Origin of the sequence: Yoonia sp. (assembly GCF_030731595.1) — a bacterium.
In the GTDB taxonomy this organism is placed as follows: domain Bacteria; phylum Pseudomonadota; class Alphaproteobacteria; order Rhodobacterales; family Rhodobacteraceae; genus Yoonia.
Genome location: NZ_JANQTS010000013.1, coordinates 1 through 16,273, shown reverse-complemented (window position 1 = coordinate 16,273; position 16,273 = coordinate 1). Strand labels below are relative to the sequence as shown.

General features: G+C 59.0%; 15 protein-coding genes. 10 read left to right on the top strand and 5 right to left on the bottom strand.

All coding sequences use genetic code 11. The features are described 5' to 3' along the window. Position 1: 1 nt before the first annotated feature. Together glmS and NWQ23_RS01280 are read left to right on the top strand one after the other, a co-directional pair. Positions 2–1,825: a glutamine--fructose-6-phosphate transaminase (isomerizing) gene (gene glmS, locus NWQ23_RS01285; protein WP_306164421.1), complete on the top strand. Its 1,824-nt coding sequence runs from the start codon at positions 2–4 to the stop codon at positions 1,823–1,825. Then, on the top strand, positions 1,825–2,508 hold the full coding sequence (locus NWQ23_RS01280) for a DNA alkylation repair protein (protein ID WP_306164420.1): 684 nt from the start codon (positions 1,825–1,827) through the stop codon (positions 2,506–2,508). The genes glmS and NWQ23_RS01280 overlap by 1 nt, the downstream gene beginning before the upstream one ends. Here the strand turns inward: NWQ23_RS01280 and NWQ23_RS01275 are convergent. Continuing rightward, complete coding sequence (locus tag NWQ23_RS01275) at positions 2,505–2,984, bottom strand: D-galactarate dehydratase (RefSeq protein WP_306164419.1); 480 nt, start codon at positions 2,982–2,984, stop codon at positions 2,505–2,507. The genes NWQ23_RS01280 and NWQ23_RS01275 overlap by 4 nt on opposite strands. A gap of 85 nt (positions 2,985–3,069) precedes the next feature. Between NWQ23_RS01275 and moaA the strand changes: the two genes are divergently transcribed. Next, positions 3,070–4,074: a GTP 3',8-cyclase MoaA gene (moaA, locus tag NWQ23_RS01270; protein ID WP_306164418.1), complete on the top strand. Its 1,005-nt coding sequence runs from the start codon at positions 3,070–3,072 to the stop codon at positions 4,072–4,074. Between the two features lie 24 nt (positions 4,075–4,098). Here the strand turns inward: moaA and NWQ23_RS01265 are convergent, their stop codons facing one another. From NWQ23_RS01265 to argE, 4 genes are all read right to left on the bottom strand, one after another. Next, positions 4,099–4,692 carry a cyclopropane-fatty-acyl-phospholipid synthase family protein gene (locus NWQ23_RS01265; protein WP_306164417.1) on the bottom strand — a complete coding sequence of 198 codons (594 nt, stop codon included), beginning with the start codon at positions 4,690–4,692 and terminating at the stop codon, positions 4,099–4,101. Continuing rightward, entirely contained in the window at positions 4,692–5,855 is a 1,164-nt protein-coding gene (locus NWQ23_RS01260) for a M20 aminoacylase family protein (protein WP_306164416.1), read from the bottom strand. The genes NWQ23_RS01265 and NWQ23_RS01260 overlap by 1 nt, the downstream gene beginning before the upstream one ends. A gap of 62 nt (positions 5,856–5,917) precedes the next feature. Then, positions 5,918–7,258 carry an FAD-binding oxidoreductase gene (locus NWQ23_RS01255; RefSeq protein WP_306164415.1) on the bottom strand — a complete coding sequence of 447 codons (1,341 nt, stop codon included), beginning with the start codon at positions 7,256–7,258 and terminating at the stop codon, positions 5,918–5,920. Beyond that, complete coding sequence (argE, locus tag NWQ23_RS01250) at positions 7,255–8,421, bottom strand: acetylornithine deacetylase (RefSeq protein WP_306164474.1); 1,167 nt, start codon at positions 8,419–8,421, stop codon at positions 7,255–7,257. Before argE ends, NWQ23_RS01255 begins: the two co-directional genes overlap by 4 nt. A 208-nt stretch (positions 8,422–8,629) precedes the next feature. Here argE and NWQ23_RS01245 point away from each other — a divergent pair, with 208 nt between their 5' ends. The 7 genes from NWQ23_RS01245 to NWQ23_RS01215 all read left to right on the top strand — a co-directional run bounded on the left by NWQ23_RS01245 (position 8,630) and on the right by NWQ23_RS01215 (position 16,215). After that, positions 8,630–9,634 carry an ABC transporter ATP-binding protein gene (locus NWQ23_RS01245; RefSeq protein ID WP_306164414.1) on the top strand — a complete coding sequence of 335 codons (1,005 nt, stop codon included), beginning with the start codon at positions 8,630–8,632 and terminating at the stop codon, positions 9,632–9,634. Further along, entirely contained in the window at positions 9,627–10,685 is a 1,059-nt protein-coding gene (locus tag NWQ23_RS01240) for an ABC transporter ATP-binding protein (protein WP_306164473.1), read from the top strand. The genes NWQ23_RS01245 and NWQ23_RS01240 overlap by 8 nt, the downstream gene beginning before the upstream one ends. After that, positions 10,682–12,403 carry a peptide ABC transporter substrate-binding protein gene (locus NWQ23_RS01235; protein ID WP_306164413.1) on the top strand — a complete coding sequence of 574 codons (1,722 nt, stop codon included), beginning with the start codon at positions 10,682–10,684 and terminating at the stop codon, positions 12,401–12,403. The genes NWQ23_RS01240 and NWQ23_RS01235 overlap by 4 nt, the downstream gene beginning before the upstream one ends. Positions 12,404–12,484: 81 nt before the next feature. Continuing rightward, positions 12,485–13,492 (top strand): ABC transporter permease, encoded by a 1,008-nt coding sequence (locus NWQ23_RS01230; protein ID WP_306164412.1) that lies wholly within the window; start codon positions 12,485–12,487, stop codon positions 13,490–13,492. Next, the gene (locus NWQ23_RS01225) at positions 13,485–14,444 is read left to right on the top strand and encodes an ABC transporter permease (RefSeq protein WP_306164411.1); all 960 of its coding nucleotides are present in this window, start codon (positions 13,485–13,487) and stop codon (positions 14,442–14,444) included. The genes NWQ23_RS01230 and NWQ23_RS01225 overlap by 8 nt, the downstream gene beginning before the upstream one ends. 77 nt (positions 14,445–14,521) lie before the next feature. Next, the gene (yghX, locus tag NWQ23_RS01220) at positions 14,522–15,409 is read left to right on the top strand and encodes a YghX family hydrolase (RefSeq protein WP_306164410.1); all 888 of its coding nucleotides are present in this window, start codon (positions 14,522–14,524) and stop codon (positions 15,407–15,409) included. Between the two features lie 197 nt (positions 15,410–15,606). Then, positions 15,607–16,215 (top strand): histidine phosphatase family protein, encoded by a 609-nt coding sequence (locus NWQ23_RS01215; protein ID WP_306164409.1) that lies wholly within the window; start codon positions 15,607–15,609, stop codon positions 16,213–16,215. Positions 16,216–16,273: the final 58 nt, after the last annotated feature.

Sequence of the window (16,273 nt, the reverse complement as noted above, 5' to 3'; positions counted from 1 at the left end):
CATGTGTGGTATTGTCGGCGTATTGGGCGATCACGAAGCAGCCCCCATTCTGGTCGAGGCGCTGAAGCGGTTGGAATATCGCGGCTATGACAGCGCGGGGATCGCCACCATCAACGATTTGCGGCTGGACCGGCGCAGGGCTGTTGGCAAGCTGGTGAACCTGTCAGACTTGCTGGTGCATGAACCGCTGGCGGGCAAATCGGGTATCGGCCACACCCGCTGGGCCACGCATGGCGCGCCGAATGTCGGCAACGCACACCCGCATCGTGCAGGTGGCGTGGCCGTCGTGCACAACGGAATCATTGAAAACTTCCGCGAGTTGCGCAGTTTTCTGGCGGATCAAGGCATCGGGTTCGAGACTGACACCGACACCGAAACCGTAGCGCTCTTGGCCGATTACTACCGTAACCAAGGTCTTAGCCCGCGCGATGCGGCGGCACAGACCATTGCACGGCTCGAAGGGGCTTATGCGTTGTGTTTCCTCTTTGACGGCGAAGAGGACCTGCTGATCGCCGCGCGCAAAGGCTCGCCGCTGGCCATCGGGTACGGCGAGGGCGAGATGTTCGTGGGCTCTGACGCGATTGCTTTGGCCCCTATGACCAACAGGATCAGCTATCTCGAAGAGGGCGACTGGGCCGTTGTGACTCGCAATTCGGTCGAAGTGCGCGATGCACACGGCAATATCGCCAACCGTGCGGTCAGAACGCTCCAGATCGACACGGCACAGGTGGACAAGGGCGGCTATAAACACTTTATGGCCAAGGAAATCGCCGAGCAGCCGATCGTGCTGCAAGGGGCTTTGGCCCATTACATCAACGCCGAAGGCACAAGCGTGACCATTCCGGAACCGGGCCTTGATTTCACATCGGTCGAGCGGCTGACGATGGTGGCCTGCGGCACCGCGTTCTATGCCTGTCTGGTGGCGAAATACTGGTTCGAGCAGTTGGCGCGCATCCCTGTCGAGGTCGATGTGGCCTCTGAATTCCGGTATCGTGAACCGCCAGTCACCGCTGGCACGGTTGCGCTGTTCGTCAGCCAGTCCGGCGAGACCGCAGATACACTTGCCGCCCTGCGCTATATGGCGGGCAAGGCGGACAAGATCGTTTCTGTCGTCAATGTGCCCGAAAGCTCCATCGCGCGCGAAAGCGATCTGCCGCTGCCTATTCTGGCAGGGACCGAAATAGGCGTGGCATCAACCAAGGCCTTTACCTGTCAGTTGACGACACTTGCTATTCTGGCGCTGCAAGCGGCCCATGTACGCGGCAAGATCAGCGATGCGGAACTGACAGAAAAGCTGACGGCCTTGCGCAGCTTGCCGGGTTTGCTGAACCACGCGCTTGGCATTGAAAAGAAGACCAAAGCGGTATCCCGCAAGCTGGCCGAGGCGCGGGATATTCTGTTTCTGGGGCGCGGCGCCATGTTTCCGCTCGCCCTTGAAGGCGCTCTTAAACTGAAAGAAATCAGCTATATACATGCCGAAGCTTATGCGTCTGGCGAACTCAAGCACGGGCCCATCGCCTTGGTGGACAAACATGTGCCGGTCATCGTCATGGCCCCGCGTGATGCGCTGTTCGAAAAGACCGTATCGAACATGCAAGAGGTCATGGCGCGCGGCGGCAAGGTGCTGTTGATTACCGACAAGAAAGGTGCGCAAGAGGCGAGCGAAGGCGTCTGGGACACGATCATCATGCCCGAGGTTGACCCGTTTCTTGCCCCGATCCTCTATGCGATCCCCGCGCAATTGCTGGCCTACCACACAGCGGTCGCCAAAGGCACCGACGTGGACCAACCCCGCAACCTAGCCAAATCGGTGACTGTCGAATGATGACCCCCAAGAAAGCCATTGCCGAACTGCGCGCGCTGGGTGATCCGGCAAAGGCCGCGGAAATGCACCGCTATCACAAGGTGGACCGGCCCTATCTGGGCGTCGCGAACCCCGTGATCGACGATCACGTCAAAGCATGGCGCGCTGACGATGATCTTGAAGGGCGGCTGGCCCTGGCCAAGGGGCTTTGGAAGGGCAACACACACGAAGGCCGGATTGCGGCGGCCAAACTGCTGACACAGGCGCGGATCAGGCCAGAGGATGACGGCGCTTGGGCATTGATCGCCTCTTGGGTGCCCGACTTTGACGGCTGGGCCGTGGCGGATCATGCCTGCATTGCAGGGCAAAAGCGGCTGGTGGCCAATCCTGCCCGACTGGACGCGGTGGAAGGCTGGACCACATCAGAGCATATGTGGACCCGCCGCGCGGCGCTTGTCATGACCCTGCCCTGGACCAAGCAGAACCATCCCAAACCGGCCGATCTGGCGATCAGAGAGCGGGTGTTGCATTGGGCTGCCGGTTACACCACCGATCATGACTGGTTCATTCAAAAGGCCATTGCGTGGTGGCTGCGCGAATTGTCCAAGCACGACCCAAAGCGGGTAGAGACTTTCTTGGACGCTCATGCCGCTGACATGAAAGCCTTTGCCGTGAAAGAGGCGGGGCGCAAACTGTCCGCCTAAGAGCCTGTGGCAAAGACCGTCAGTTCGGGCAGTCCCGTGAGCGGGGCCTCGATCAGGCGCATTGCTGCAAGGCTGATCTGGCTGCCCGATCCCGGGGCGCCGCCCGATGGACGCAATTCGATATTGATCGACTTGCCCTGATAGGTCACACGCCCTGCTGTCAGCGCAGTCACCAGGGGCGTTTTCAGCCAGATGCCCGGCTCGGTCGGGGGGCCCAGTGACGCGATGGTTGACCCTAGTTCCTGGTCGCCGGGGGTTTGAGTGGTGACGGCCGCTGCCGCACGCTCTTCCTGTGTTGTGGTGTCAAACTGTTCAACGGTAACCGCAGTCACTGGCGGTGGCGGTGGCGGGGTCGGATTGAGCGTTTGCGCAGGTGCATTCATCGGGGGCAAGGCCGGCGTGCCAAAAATACCCTGCAGCGAAGGTGTGCTACAGCCAGCGAGGGCGGCGAAAGGCAGGATCAAAATCAGTCTCATGGCTGCAGCTTATGACGGCCTATTGCCCGGCGCAACGGTCTGGTTGCCCCTTGCGCACAGGATCGCTCGCACATAGTTTGCGCTTATGAATACGCCCTTGATCGACCCTTTTGCACGCGCCATCTCATACCTGCGGGTGTCGGTCACGGACCGGTGCGATTTCCGCTGTGTGTATTGCATGTCGGAAAACATGACCTTTCTGCCCAAGAAAGACCTGCTGACGCTGGAAGAATTGGACCGCCTGTGTTCGGCCTTTGTCCGGCTTGGTGTACGTAAGCTGCGGATTACGGGCGGCGAGCCTTTGGTGCGCCGTGATATCATGACCTTCTTTCGCAGCATGTCACGGCATCTGGACAGCGGTGCGCTGCACGAGCTGACGCTCACCACAAATGGCAGCCAGCTTGAAAAATTCGCGGATGATCTTTTTGCCGCCGGTGTGCGGCGGGTGAATGTATCGCTCGATACGCTGGACGAGGCGAAATTTGCCCAGATTACCCGCTGGGGCCGCCTGCCCCAAGTCCTGCGCGGCATTGATGCCGCACAAAAGGCGGGGCTGCGGGTCAAGATCAATACTGTGGCACTGAAAGACTTTAACGAGGACGAGCTTGAAGCACTGACCGATTGGTGCGCGTCACGCGACATGGACCTGACCTTTATCGAGGTCATGCCAATGGGTGATCTGGGCAACGAGGACCGTCTGGGGCAATATTGGTCGCTCAAGGACTTACGCGCCCGGATTGCAGAGCGCTCGGAGCTGGTTGATTTACCCGAACGCACAGGTGGTCCGGCCCGCTATGTCCGCGTGGCAAAGACCGGCCAGAAGATCGGGTTCATCACGCCGCTGAGCCACAATTTCTGTGAAAGCTGCAACCGTGTGCGGATTACCTGCACCGGAGAGATTTACACCTGTCTTGGGCAGGAGGGTCATTCGGACCTGCGCGCACCTTTGCGGGCGTCAGAGGCGGATGCCGATCTGGAAAATGCCATTCGCGCGGCGATTGCGCTCAAGCCCAAGGGGCATGATTTCGACTATTCCCGTCAGCAGATCGACGGGCAAGTCAGCAGGCATATGTCGCATACGGGTGGGTAAAGCGAGGGTGGATCTTGATCCGTCCTACGGTTTGCGCGCCACAAAATCGATCAAGGCCGCCTGCCCCACATGGGCGCTCCCGGACCTTTGGTCGCGCTCGTAAACCGCGCAGCGTTCGACCTGCCAACCTGCAAAGGCTGTGCGCAGCATCTCTTCGGTATACATGTTTTCGACAAATGGCGGACCGCCTGTGCCGCGTCCGATCTGTTCGGGCCGATAGCCATGCAGCAAAAGACGCCCGCCACTGCGCAGTGCTGATTGCATGTTGCTGAACTGGCGCGCGCGAAACGCAGGGTCCGCGAACTGGATAAAGATCGCCACAACCGTGTCATATTGCGCGGACCAGTCCCAGCCATCCCAATCCGACACATGCGCATTCACCGACACCCCCGCATCAGCCGCAAGCTGCCCTGCCCGCGCGATTGCCGTCGGCGAAGGATCAAATGCCGTCACCTGCATGCCGTGACGGGCAAGGTGGACGCTATTGCGCCCTTCCCCGTCCGCCACGCAAAGCGCTGTGGCCCCTTTGCGGATCAACCACGGGTTTTCGGCCAGCACTGCTGCGGGTGCTGTGCCGAAAAGATACCCCTCGCTGGCGCTATAGCGTTCTTCCCACATCAGGCCGCGGGCATACGTTGTTCGACGATCCCCGCCCACCAGCTGCATCCGGCGGGCATCGTTTCGTCGCTGAACACATACTTGGGATGATGCACATCGTGTCCTTCGCCGTTGCCCACGAAAATATAGGCCCCTGGCCGTTCTTGCAGCATGAAGGAAAAGTCCTCGCCGCCCATCGTGTAATCGGCGAAGTCGCATTTTCCGGCCACTGATTTGGCAACTTCGGCGGCAAATTCCGTCTGTGCTTCACTGTTCACCATGACCGGATAGCCGCGCTTGTATTTGACCGTGGCAGTGGCACCAAAGGCCGCTGCTGTCCCTTCTGCGATCGAGATCAGGGATTTTTCAGCCAGATCGCGCGTTTCGTCCGATAGCGCACGCACTGTTCCGCGCAGATGCACGGTCTGGGGGATCACATTGAACGCCTTGGAGGATGTCTCGAAACTGGTGACAGAGACGACGACCTGTTCCACAGGGCTCACGATCCGCGAGGCGATCGTCTGGAGCGCGATCACAATGTGGCTGGCCACGACGGTTGTATCAAGCGCAAGATGTGGTTTGGCAGCATGACCGCCTTTGCCTTCGACAACCATTTCGAACTGGTCCGCCGATGCAAAGAACGCGCCCGGTCTGATCGCGAATTGACCGACGGGCAGGCCCGGCCAGTTGTGCATGCCATAGACCTCTTGGATGCCCCAACGATCCATCATGCCGTCGTCGCACATTTCCTTTCCGCCGCCGCCGCCTTCTTCGGCAGGCTGGAAGATCAAGACGACAGTGCCGTCGAAATTGCGCGTCTCGGACAGGTACTTGGCCGCACCCAGAAGCATCGCCGTATGCCCGTCATGCCCGCAGGCGTGCATTGCGCCATCTACTTTGGATTTATATGGCAGATCGGTCTGTTCCTGCATCGGCAGGGCATCCATGTCCGCGCGCAACCCGATCACCTTGCCCGATGTGTCGGTCTTGCCTTTGATAACGGCCACAACGCCTGTCCGCCCGATTCCCGTGACGATCTCGTCGCAGCCGAATTCCTTGAGCTTTTCGGCAACGATCGCCGAAGTCCGGTGCGTCTCGAACAGGATTTCGGGATGCTCGTGCAAGTCCCGACGCCATTCGATGATTTCAGGAAGAAGTTCGGCAAAGCGATTCTTGATTGGCATGTCAGATCCTTGAGTCTTTGAATGTTTGTCTGGCCAGAACCTAGCGCAATCACGGCAAGCGGCTAGAGGTTCGGTCCCAGTGTCAGTTTGCTCCCGTCCGAGAAGCGGGACAAGCGGAAACGGTGCAGATCATGCCCCGCCTCTTTTCCGGTGGCCAAACGCGCCATAATCCGCCCCATCGCGGGGCCGATCCCGAAGCCGTGACCGCACATGCCGGTGCAGATCGACAGCCCCGGCAGGGCCGCGCAGTCATCCACGACGGGAACAACGTCCGGCATGGTGTCGATCATGCCAGCCCATGCAGATTTGATTCTTACGGTACCGAGGTCCGGAAAGGTCTGCCCGAAGTCTTTGGCCAGTTGTGCGACCTTGGCCCGATTGGGTGCGGGGTCCAGAACCCGCATCTTTTCAAAGGGGCTGATCTGGTCGCCAGACCAGCGGCGCGCGGTCCCCCAAGCATCAGGATAGCCGCGCGGGGCAGCGGGCAGGAAACGCGTGCCCAAAGGGTCCTTGATCAGTTGCGGGGCAAAGCCGCGCAGCGCGCGAAACGCATCAGGTCCGACGAAAAGTTCATGAAATCCCGAAGGAGCCAGGGAATATCCCCCGTCCTCGCGCCTGCGCCACGCCAGTTTGTGATCGACGGCGCCGCCTGCATAGATCTCGGGCAAGCTCTCGGTTTGCGCAACAGTCGCCCGCACAGAGAGTTGCGGGATCGACACGCCGTGCCGCCTGAGCAAAAGCGACGACCATGCGCCGCCCGCCAGAACAACGGCGTTTGTCCTGATCAGGCCTTTTTCGGTGATCACGCCAGTGACGCGCCCGCCCTCAAGCGACAGCAAGCGCACCGCGCAATCCTCGATGATGGTGCCACCTGCCGCAACCGCTGCACGCGCAAAGGCCGGCACGGTGACCCATGGTTCGGCGCGCAGATCGGCTGGCGTGTAAAGCGCCCCCGCCCAGCGTCGCGCGGCTTTGGGCATATGGGCAGCCACCTGATCGCCGGTCAGGATACGGCTGCTTACCTGATAGGGGGCCGCTTGATCCAACCAGTCGCGGTAGCGGTCGATCTCGTCATCGGTCTTTGCCAGATAGAGCGTGCCGGTCTGCCGGAGCCCGATGTCACCTGCTTCTTTGGCAAGCGCGGGCCACATCGCCTGCGCTTCCAGCACGATGGGCAGTTCGGCGATGTCGCGCCCTTGCGCGCGTATCCAGCCCCAATTGCGCGAGGATTGCTCGCCCGCGACGCGGCCTTTCTCCAGCAGAACAGCGCGCACGCCCGCCTTTGCCAGTTCCCACAAGGTCATTACGCCGATGATCCCGCCCCCGATGATGGCCACATCAACGGATTGCGGCAGATCAGCCTGAAATTGCGCCGGTTGGCCTGCGTGAATGGGAAAACTCATTTGGCGAGGTGATCAACCAGACGTGCAATAAAGGCTTCACCCTGCTGAAACTGGTCAACGGTGATATATTCGTTGGGCTGATGCGCCTGTGCAATATCGCCCGGCCCGCAGACCACAGCAGAATAGCCGCGTTCCTGAAACTGCCCCGCTTCGGTGCCGTAACTGACAACATTGCGACTGTTCTCACCGGTCAGAAGCCGCACCAAGCTTTCGGCCTGCCCGTCCTCTTCCGGCACTAGACCGGGCACATGGTAGTATTGTTCGGCACTGATTCCCGCCTCGGGACGAACCGCTTTCATTTCGGCCTCCAGCTCGGCCACTTTCGCCATGAAACGCGCCTGCCATTCGGCGATGTCTTCGCCGGGCACAATCCGGAAGCCGAAACCGAAATAGCAGTCTTTGGCAGTGATATTGTGGGCTGTGCCGCCGCTGATCGTGCCGACATGCAGCGTTGTGTAGGGCGGGTAGAAATCTGCGGCAAGTTCGCTGGGCGTCCTGGCCGCGTTCTCGGCGTTCACCTGATTGGCCCAGTCAATCAGCTTGGCTGCCATCATGATCGCGTTCACGCCGGTCGGAGCCAGAGAGGAGTGCACCTCAAACCCCCTGAAGTGCATATGGTAGCCAATGCCGCCCTTATGACCCGTCACGAGTTTCATCATTGAAGGTTCGCCCACCAGAACAGTATCCGCACGCGGCATGCCCATGCTGACCATGTGATCAATCATCGGTGGGGCGCCGATACAGCCGACCTCTTCGTCATAGCTCAGCGCGATTTGCAGCGGGCGCTTGATGCCGCGCGCCAGTGCCAAAGGCACGGCAGACAGGGCCAGCGCATCAAAGCCCTTCATATCGCAGGTGCCACGCCCGTAAAGTTTGCCTTGACGCTCGGTTACCGTGAAAGGGTCGGTATCCCATGCTTGCCCATCCACAGGGACAACATCGGTATGGCCGGACAAGACGACGCCGCCGTCAATGTCAGGCCCGACATGGGCATAAAGTGACGCTTTGGTGCCATCTTCGTTTGGGACGCGGGTGGATTTCACCCCAAGATCAGCCAGATAACCCTCAACAAAATCAATAAGTTCAAGGTTGCTGTCGCGACTTACCGTGGGAAAACTTACCAGCTTATCCATCAATTCTCGGGCGCTGAGGGTCATCACTATCCTTTCACGATATGCTGCAAAATGCGCTTATTCGCTATGCGTCTGCGCAAAGCACTGGCAAGCACACTCTGTCTGGTCTTGCAGGAAGCCGCAAACAGGAATCGGCTTGCGGGTTCGGATTTTGATGATACCGTCCAATTGAAAGCGACCAGTGGTCAAAATACTGGCGTAAAAAATAAGCAATACCGAACCACCTGGGAGGTTCTATATGCCCGATGGGGCCATGCCCGTCCTGGATGTCCGGGACCTCAAAACTGTTTTCAGAACACGCGGTGGTGAAGTCCACGCGGTCAATGACGTGAGCTTTTCGCTGAAGGCAGGGGAACTTTTGGGCGTCGTTGGCGAGAGCGGATCTGGCAAGTCGGTCACGATGATGTCGCTTCTGGGGCTGTTGCCCTCTCCGCCTGCGGATGTCCGGCACGGCACTGTCACTTTCGAAGGGCAAGACCTCTTGCATGTCTCGCCCGAAACGCTCCGCTCTGTACGCGGCGGCAAGATCGGATTCGTATTTCAGGACCCGATGACCTCGCTCAACCCTGTTTATCCGGTCGGGTTCCAGATCATGGAACCTTTGCGCAAGCATATGGGCCTGAACAAGCGCGAGGCCACGGTCCGCGCCCAAGAGCTGTTGGAACTGGTGGGTATCCCAGATGCAAAGCGGCGTTTGGATGACTACCCCCACCAGTTTTCCGGGGGCATGCGCCAGCGTGTGATGATCGCGATTGCGCTCGCCTGCGATCCCAAGGTGCTGATCGCCGACGAGCCGACAACCGCGCTCGACGTCACCATTCAGGCGCAGATTCTGGAACTGATGAAAGAGTTGCGCGACAAACTGGGCATGGCCGTGATCTGGATCACCCATGATCTGGGCGTGATCGCCGGAATCGCGGACCGTGTTATGGTGATGTATGCGGGCCAAGTGGTGGAACATGCGCCGGTGCATGAACTTTTCAGCCATCCCCAGCACCCTTATACCCGCGCTCTTCTCAAGACGATCCCGACGATCACGGGCAAGCGCGCCGCCCGCCTGACCATCATTGAAGGGCAGCCGCCAATCATGACCAGCCCACCCAATGCCTGCCCGTTCCGCGACCGCTGCGACGTGGCTTTTGATCGCTGTGCGCGCGAAAATCCGCCCCGCTATGATCTGGGTGACGGCCACGATGCCGCCTGTTTCTATGACGCCCGCACCGGAGGGCCGCGTGATGCTTGATAGCACCGACAAGCCGTTGGTCAGCGTCCGCGACCTCAAGATGCACTTTCCGATCTATGCGGGTCTGCTGCGCCGGCGCGTGGGCGAGGTGAAGGCCGTCGACGGCGTCAGTTTTGATGTGATGGAAGGTGAAACGCTGGGGCTGGTCGGCGAATCCGGTTGTGGCAAATCCACCTGCGGCCGCGCGGTGTTGCGTCTTTACGATATCACGTCGGGCCAGATTAAGATTGACGGACGCGAGATTGGCAGCACGCCGCAAGCGGCGCTGCGGTCCATGCGTCCGACAATGCAGATGGTGTTTCAGGACCCGCAAGCCTCGCTCAATCCGCGCATGACGGTCGAAAACATCATCAAGGAACCGCTCGATGAACACACCACGCTGAGTGATGCGGAAAAGCGTGAAAAAGTCGGGGAATTGATGGATGCGGTGGGTCTGAACCGCAAGTTCGCCAAACGCTATCCGCATGCGTTTTCGGGCGGGCAGCGGCAACGGATCGGGATTGCCCGTGCGCTGGCCCTGAACCCCAAGTTTATCGTTTGCGACGAACCGATTGCGGCGCTGGATGTGTCCATTCAGGCGCAGGTGGTGAACCTGCTCGAAGACCTGCAAGAGCAGTTCGGCCTGACCTATCTGTTCATCAGCCACGACCTGTCGATGGTCCGCCATATCGCAACCCGTGTCGCCGTGATGTATCTGGGCAAAGTGGTCGAACTGGCCCCGCGCGAAGGGCTTTATGCCGATCCGCTGCATCCCTACACCAAGGCGCTGTTGTCCGCGGTCCCCGAACCGGACCCCAGCCTTGCCCGCAAAAGCGAACGGATCATCCTCAAGGGGGATGTCCCATCGCCCTCCAATCCGCCGGAGGGATGCAACTTCTGCACCCGCTGCCCGTCTGTCATGGACATCTGCAAGCGCGTGGAACCCGACTATCGAGAGGTGCAGCCAGGCCGGTTTACGGCCTGCCACCTTTACAACGAAACAAACGACACTGCCGAAGCAACGGCAGGTCCAGAGGCAAAACAGAGCGTCAACAAGGAGAAGACACAATGAAACTGAAAACAGCCCTGATGGGCGCTGTTGCCGGCATGATCCTGGCACCCATGGCTTACGCCGATGGGCATGTCGGCGAGCGCGGCCGCGACGGCAACGTCAATATCATCTATTGGCAAGCCGTCTCGACGATGAACCCCTATCTGTCCGGCGGCACAAAAGAGATCGAAGCGGCAAGCCTCGTGATCGAGCCACTTGCGCGTTATGATGCCGGCGGCACACTCGTGCCATTCCTGGCAACAGAAGTCCCGACTATTGCCAATGGCGGCGTGTCCGAAGACCTGACCACGATCACATGGCAGCTCAAGCCTGATCTGCTTTGGTCTGACGGCACTGCGGTCACAGCAGCCGACGTGATCTTTACATGGCAGTACTGCACGGCAGAAGGCGGCGGTTGCGCCCAAGCTGCGAAATTCGAAGGCGTGGAATCTGTCGAAGCGCTGGACGATCTGACTATCAAGATCACATTCGAAGGCCCAAAGCCGTATCCGTACAATGCTTTTGTCGGCGGTCAGTCACCGATCATTCAAGCCGCACAGTTTGCGGATTGTCTGGGCCCGAAAGCGCCTGAATGTACCGATGCGAACTTTAACCCTATCGGCACAGGGCCATTCACAGTCACCAATTTCCTGACCAATGACGTGATCTCGCTTGCGGCCAACGAAAACTATCGCGAACCGGGCAAGCCTGCTTTTGCGACAGTGAACTTCAAAGGTGGCGGCGATGCGGCTTCTGCGGGCCGTTCCGTGCTGGAAACCGGCGAATTCGATTACGCCTGGAACCTGCAACTGGCACCGGACGTAATCTCGGCCATGATGGCTGGCGGTCAGGGCGAAGTCTTGTCTGCTTTCGGCACCAACATCGAACGTCTGGAAATGAACCTGACCGATCCATCGCCCAGCCTGCCTGAAGGTGAACGCGCAACCGTTATGCATCCGCATCCGTTCCTGACCGACGGCCGCGTGCGCAAGGCGCTGTCGATTGCAATCGATCGTCAGATCCTTGTGGATGTAGGCTATGGTCCGGCAGGTCAGCCAAACTGTAACCTCGTTCCTGCTCCGGCACTTTATGCGTCTGACAACACAGAATGTCTGACACAGAATATCCCCGGTGCAATCGCGCTGCTGGAAGAAGCAGGCTTTATGCCTGGTCCGGATGGCATCCGCGTGAACGCAGACGGCGTGCGCTTGTCAGTCCTGTTCCAGACATCGACAAACGCCGTGCGTCAGGACGTGCAAGCGCTGATCAAGGCTGACTGGGAACAGATCGGCGTTGAAACCGAGCTGCGCAACATCGATGCGGGCGTTTTCTTTGGCGGTGATCCGGGTTCGCCTGATACTTTCCAGCGTTTCTATGCAGACGTTGAAATGTATACCAACAATTTTGAAGGCAACGATCCACAAGCCTATCTGGCAGCCTACAAATGCGGCAATGAACCACGTCCAGAAAGCCAGTGGCAGGGTGAAAACATCAACCGCGTCTGTGATGCGGGCTATGATGCGATGATCGCGGAATATGCAGCGACATCCGACCCGGCAGCACGTGCTGCACTGGCCATCAAGATGAACGACTTCCTGACCAAGGATAACAACATCATCGTTCCGCTGATCTATCGCGGTCGTGTGTCGGCGCGTTCCAACACACTTGGCGGTGTTGAGTTGAACTCTTGGGACAGCGAATTGTGGAACATCGCTGACTGGTACCGGATCTCCAACTAAGCCTGTCAAAGACCCAGCCCCGGAGGCCATATCCGGGGCTGGGTCCCTTCTTTTCCAAAGCCATGTATAAAGGCGTCGCCAATGCTGACCTACACCATCCGTAGATTACTGCTGTCGATCCCGACGCTTATCTTCATCGCTTTCGTGATTTTCATGCTGCTTGAACTGGCCCCGGGCGATCCTATGGCGCAGATGCCGCTGACGATCCCTCCTGAAGTGAAGGAACGGATGCGCGCGGCACTGGGCCTTGATCAACCTTGGTGGGTGCGGTTTCCGCTTTGGCTGAACCAGTTTTTCATCGTCGAACCGCAGTACTGGATCGACAGCACCTTTGGCACCAGTTTCGCCGAAGGCAAGCAGCGGCTGATCAGCTTTCAGTCCCGCAGCCCCGTGTTCGACACTATTGGCCAGCGCCTGCCCCAGACCTTGTGGGTGGTGGGCATGTCCTATGTTGTCGGCGTGCTGATTGCTCTGCCCATCGGGATCATCAGCGCCTACAAACAGTATTCGGTCTTTGACCAGGCTGGCACATTCGTCAGCATGATCGGCTTTTCGGTGCCACCCTTCTTTTCAGGCGTTTTGCTGATCGTGATCTTTTCGGTGCAATTGGGCTGGTTGCCGTCGATCTACGACACGACACTTGTCGTGAATTCATGGGACACCTTCATGACCCAGTTGCGCCAGATGATCATGCCAGTGATGGTTCTGGCCTTGCAGACAACAGCGCAAGTCAGCCGCTACATGCGCGCATCCATGCTGGATAACCTCAGCCAGGATTATGTGCGCACCGCCCGCGCCAAGGGCATGTCCGAAAGCGTTGTGGTGCTCAAGCACGTGCTGCGCAACTCGATGATTCCGGTTGTGACCGTGATCGCCTTGGGCATCCCGTCGATCTTTGGCGGCGCGATCATCACCGAACAGATCTTCAAGGTGAATGGTCTGGGGCAATTGCTGATCCTTGCCCTGCAAGGCAATGACATTCCGATGGTGATGACGATCACCTTCCTGCTGGCCGTTCTGATCGTGATGATGAACCTGATCGCAGATATCCTTTACGGCATTCTTGACCCGAGGATCCGCTATGACTGATACCGCCACCCAAGAGCTTGCGCCCCTGAAGGTCGAAAAACCCCGCAATCAGTGGCTGGACGTCTGGGACCAGTTCAAATCCCATAAAGGGGCGATGGCCGGGTTGATCTTCTTGATCTTCATCACCCTGTTTTGCGCCTTTGGCCCGCTGCTCTGGAATGTCGATCCCGGCAAGCTTGACGTCCGCAACAAGGATGTGCGGCCAATCTACATGCTGCTTTTCGATGGCGAGGCCAAAGTGAACTGGGCCAACCCGATGGGCACCGACAACCTTGGCCGCGATATTATGGCGAACATCATGCAGGGCGGGCGGATTTCGCTGGCCGTCGGCTGGACCGCGATGATCTTGGCTGTGTTGCTGGGCACGCTGATTGGCGTGCTGGCGGGATATTTCCGCAGGCTGGACGGGCTGTTGATGCGGTTTACCGATCTGGTCTTGTCCTTGCCACTGCTGCCTTTGCTGCTGGTGATGATGCTGCTGTTCCGCGATCCGTTGCGGGCGACCTTCGGACCAGAGAACGGCATTTTCATCCTGATCGTTGTGGGGATCGGGATCACATCTTGGATGCAGACCGCACGGATTGTGCGCGGTGATGTGATGGCACTGAAAGAACGCGAGTTCGTTCTGGCGGCCCGTTCCATCGGGACGCCACCGCGCCGGATGATCACACGGCATATTCTGCCCAATGTGATGTCGCCGATCATGGTGTCAGCCACTCTGGGCCTTGCCACAGCGATCATTACCGAAAGTGCGCTGTCTTTCCTTGGCTTGGGGTTCCCGTCGGATTTCCCGACTTGGGGCAAGATCCTGTTCGATAGCGTCGACCGGATGACCGCCTTTCCAGAGCGTGTAATCTGGCCGGGGCTTGCAATCTCGCTGACTGTGCTGGCTGTGAACTACATCGGGGACGGGCTGCGCGACGCGCTTGATCCGCGCATCCGTGGTTTGTGATTTGCCATAGTGGCGTTGCGGCATAGGTCTGCCGGGAGGGTGGCAGAGGATCACCCGGCCAACAGGAGAGTAAAGCCATGAACAGAATGACCGCCAAGGATTTCGACCAGGAGCTTCTCGATCTCTACGACTTCTATGCGCACGGCAAAATCACCAAGCGCGAGTTTCTGGACAAGGCAGGCAAGTTTGCCGTGGGCGGTGTCACCGCGATGGCCCTGCTGAACATGCTGAGCCCCAACTACGCGATGGCCGAACAGGTGTCCTTTAACGACCCCGAGATCGTGCCCGAATACATCACCTACCCCTCCCCCAACGGCCACGGCGCGGTGCGCGGCTATCTGGTCAAACCGGCCAATGCGACAGGGCCTTTGCCTGCGGTTCTGGTGATCCACGAAAACCGTGGTCTGAACCCCTATATCGAAGATGTGGCGCGCCGCGTGGCCAAGGCCGGATTTATGGCACTGGCCCCTGACGGGCTGACCTCTGTCGGCGGATATCCGGGCAATGATACCGAGGGGCGGGAGCTACAAGGCACAGTGGACGGCGAAAAGCTGATGAACGACTTCTTTGCGGCGTTCGAGCATTTGATGACCCGCGAAGACAGCACTGGCCGGGTTGGTGCAGTCGGCTTCTGCTACGGCGGTGGTGTGGTGAATGCGCTGGCCGTGGCCTACCCCGAGATGAACGCAGGCGTGCCTTTCTATGGCCGTCAGGCCGCAGTGGAAGACGTGCCCAGGATCGAGGCACCTCTCCTGCTGCACTATGGCGCGCTCGACGAACGCATCAACGCAGGGGCTGCCGCCTATAGTGCCGCGCTTGCTGCGAACGGAAAAACGTTCGAGGAATACTTTTACGAGGACGCGAACCACGGGTTCCACAACGACAGCACCCCGCGCTATGACGAGGCTGCGGCTGAACTTGCATGGGATCGTACGGTCGCCTGGTTCAACACCTATCTGACCTGAACCCAAAAGGCCCGCCGTGATGTTGGGCCGGTGCGGTGGATGGTCGAGGGTGCGGATGTGGTTGTGCGGTAAGTGGCTCAAACCATCAGGATACCGCGGAGTAGTCTCTGGGTTTCTAACAATGCGCTATGCTCTGGCCAAGCTTATGTCCGGTTTGCGGGACTTTGCGGACATCGGGAAGTCTGGTAAAATGAGGTATGTCACAGATTGTCAGATACCTTTCACACCCGCAGGTCACGATTGATCCCAACACACCAGTGCCAGACTGGTCGCTAAATGAAATCGGGCGCAAACGGGTCGCCATGCTTGCTGGCGCCGGTGCTCTATCCGGGACAAGGCACGTCGTCAGTAGCGGTGAGATCAAGGCGATAGAAACGGCCACTCCGTTAGCGAAAGCGCTTGGGTGTGATCTAGTCGTACGTGAGGCGATGCACGAGAATGATCGCAGTGCGACCGGGTTTCTCCCGCCAGAAGAGTTCGAAATCGTTGCAGATCAGTTCTTTGCGCGACCCCAAGAAAGCGTTCGCGGTTGGGAGACGGCGGTTGCCGCACAAACGCGCATTGTCAGAGAGGTTCGCGAATGCCTGAAACACTACGTCGAAGGTGACGTTCTGTTGGTGGGCCATGGTGGTGTTGGGACCTTGTTATTTTGTTACTTGTCCGACGTGCCGATCAGCCGGACATTTGACCAAGGCGCTGGAGGCGGTGGGTGTTATTTTGAGTTTACTCCGCAACTGGGAAAGCCACACAAAAGTTGGCAGCCGATTGAGAAACTTTGCGGTCAAGTCAAGGACGCACCGATGTAGCTATGGGCTCTAAGCCGCCCTTCCCAAAAATTCACCCCGCGCAACGCAAAAGGCCCGC

Bases quoted from the DNA above. Each gene is read 5' to 3' on its own strand.
- glmS (WP_306164421.1), top strand. From the start codon at position 2: ATGTGTGGTATTGTCGGCGTATTGGGCGATCACGAAGCAGCCCCCATT.
- NWQ23_RS01240 (WP_306164473.1), top strand. From the start codon at position 9,627: ATGCTTGATAGCACCGACAAGCCGTTGGTCAGCGTCCGCGACCTCAAG.
- NWQ23_RS01230 (WP_306164412.1), top strand. From the start codon at position 12,485: ATGCTGACCTACACCATCCGTAGATTACTGCTGTCGATCCCGACGCTT.
- NWQ23_RS01260 (WP_306164416.1), bottom strand. From the start codon at position 5,855: ATGCCAATCAAGAATCGCTTTGCCGAACTTCTTCCTGAAATCATCGAA.
- NWQ23_RS01255 (WP_306164415.1), bottom strand. From the start codon at position 7,258: ATGAGTTTTCCCATTCACGCAGGCCAACCGGCGCAATTTCAGGCTGAT.
- NWQ23_RS01280 (WP_306164420.1), top strand. From the start codon at position 1,825: ATGACCCCCAAGAAAGCCATTGCCGAACTGCGCGCGCTGGGTGATCCG.
- moaA (WP_306164418.1), top strand. From the start codon at position 3,070: ATGAATACGCCCTTGATCGACCCTTTTGCACGCGCCATCTCATACCTG.
- yghX (WP_306164410.1), top strand. From the start codon at position 14,522: ATGAACAGAATGACCGCCAAGGATTTCGACCAGGAGCTTCTCGATCTC.
- NWQ23_RS01225 (WP_306164411.1), top strand. From the start codon at position 13,485: ATGACTGATACCGCCACCCAAGAGCTTGCGCCCCTGAAGGTCGAAAAA.
- NWQ23_RS01275 (WP_306164419.1), bottom strand. From the start codon at position 2,984: ATGAGACTGATTTTGATCCTGCCTTTCGCCGCCCTCGCTGGCTGTAGC.
- NWQ23_RS01235 (WP_306164413.1), top strand. From the start codon at position 10,682: ATGAAACTGAAAACAGCCCTGATGGGCGCTGTTGCCGGCATGATCCTG.
- NWQ23_RS01215 (WP_306164409.1), top strand. From the start codon at position 15,607: ATGTCACAGATTGTCAGATACCTTTCACACCCGCAGGTCACGATTGAT.
- NWQ23_RS01245 (WP_306164414.1), top strand. From the start codon at position 8,630: ATGCCCGATGGGGCCATGCCCGTCCTGGATGTCCGGGACCTCAAAACT.
- NWQ23_RS01265 (WP_306164417.1), bottom strand. From the start codon at position 4,692: ATGTGGGAAGAACGCTATAGCGCCAGCGAGGGGTATCTTTTCGGCACA.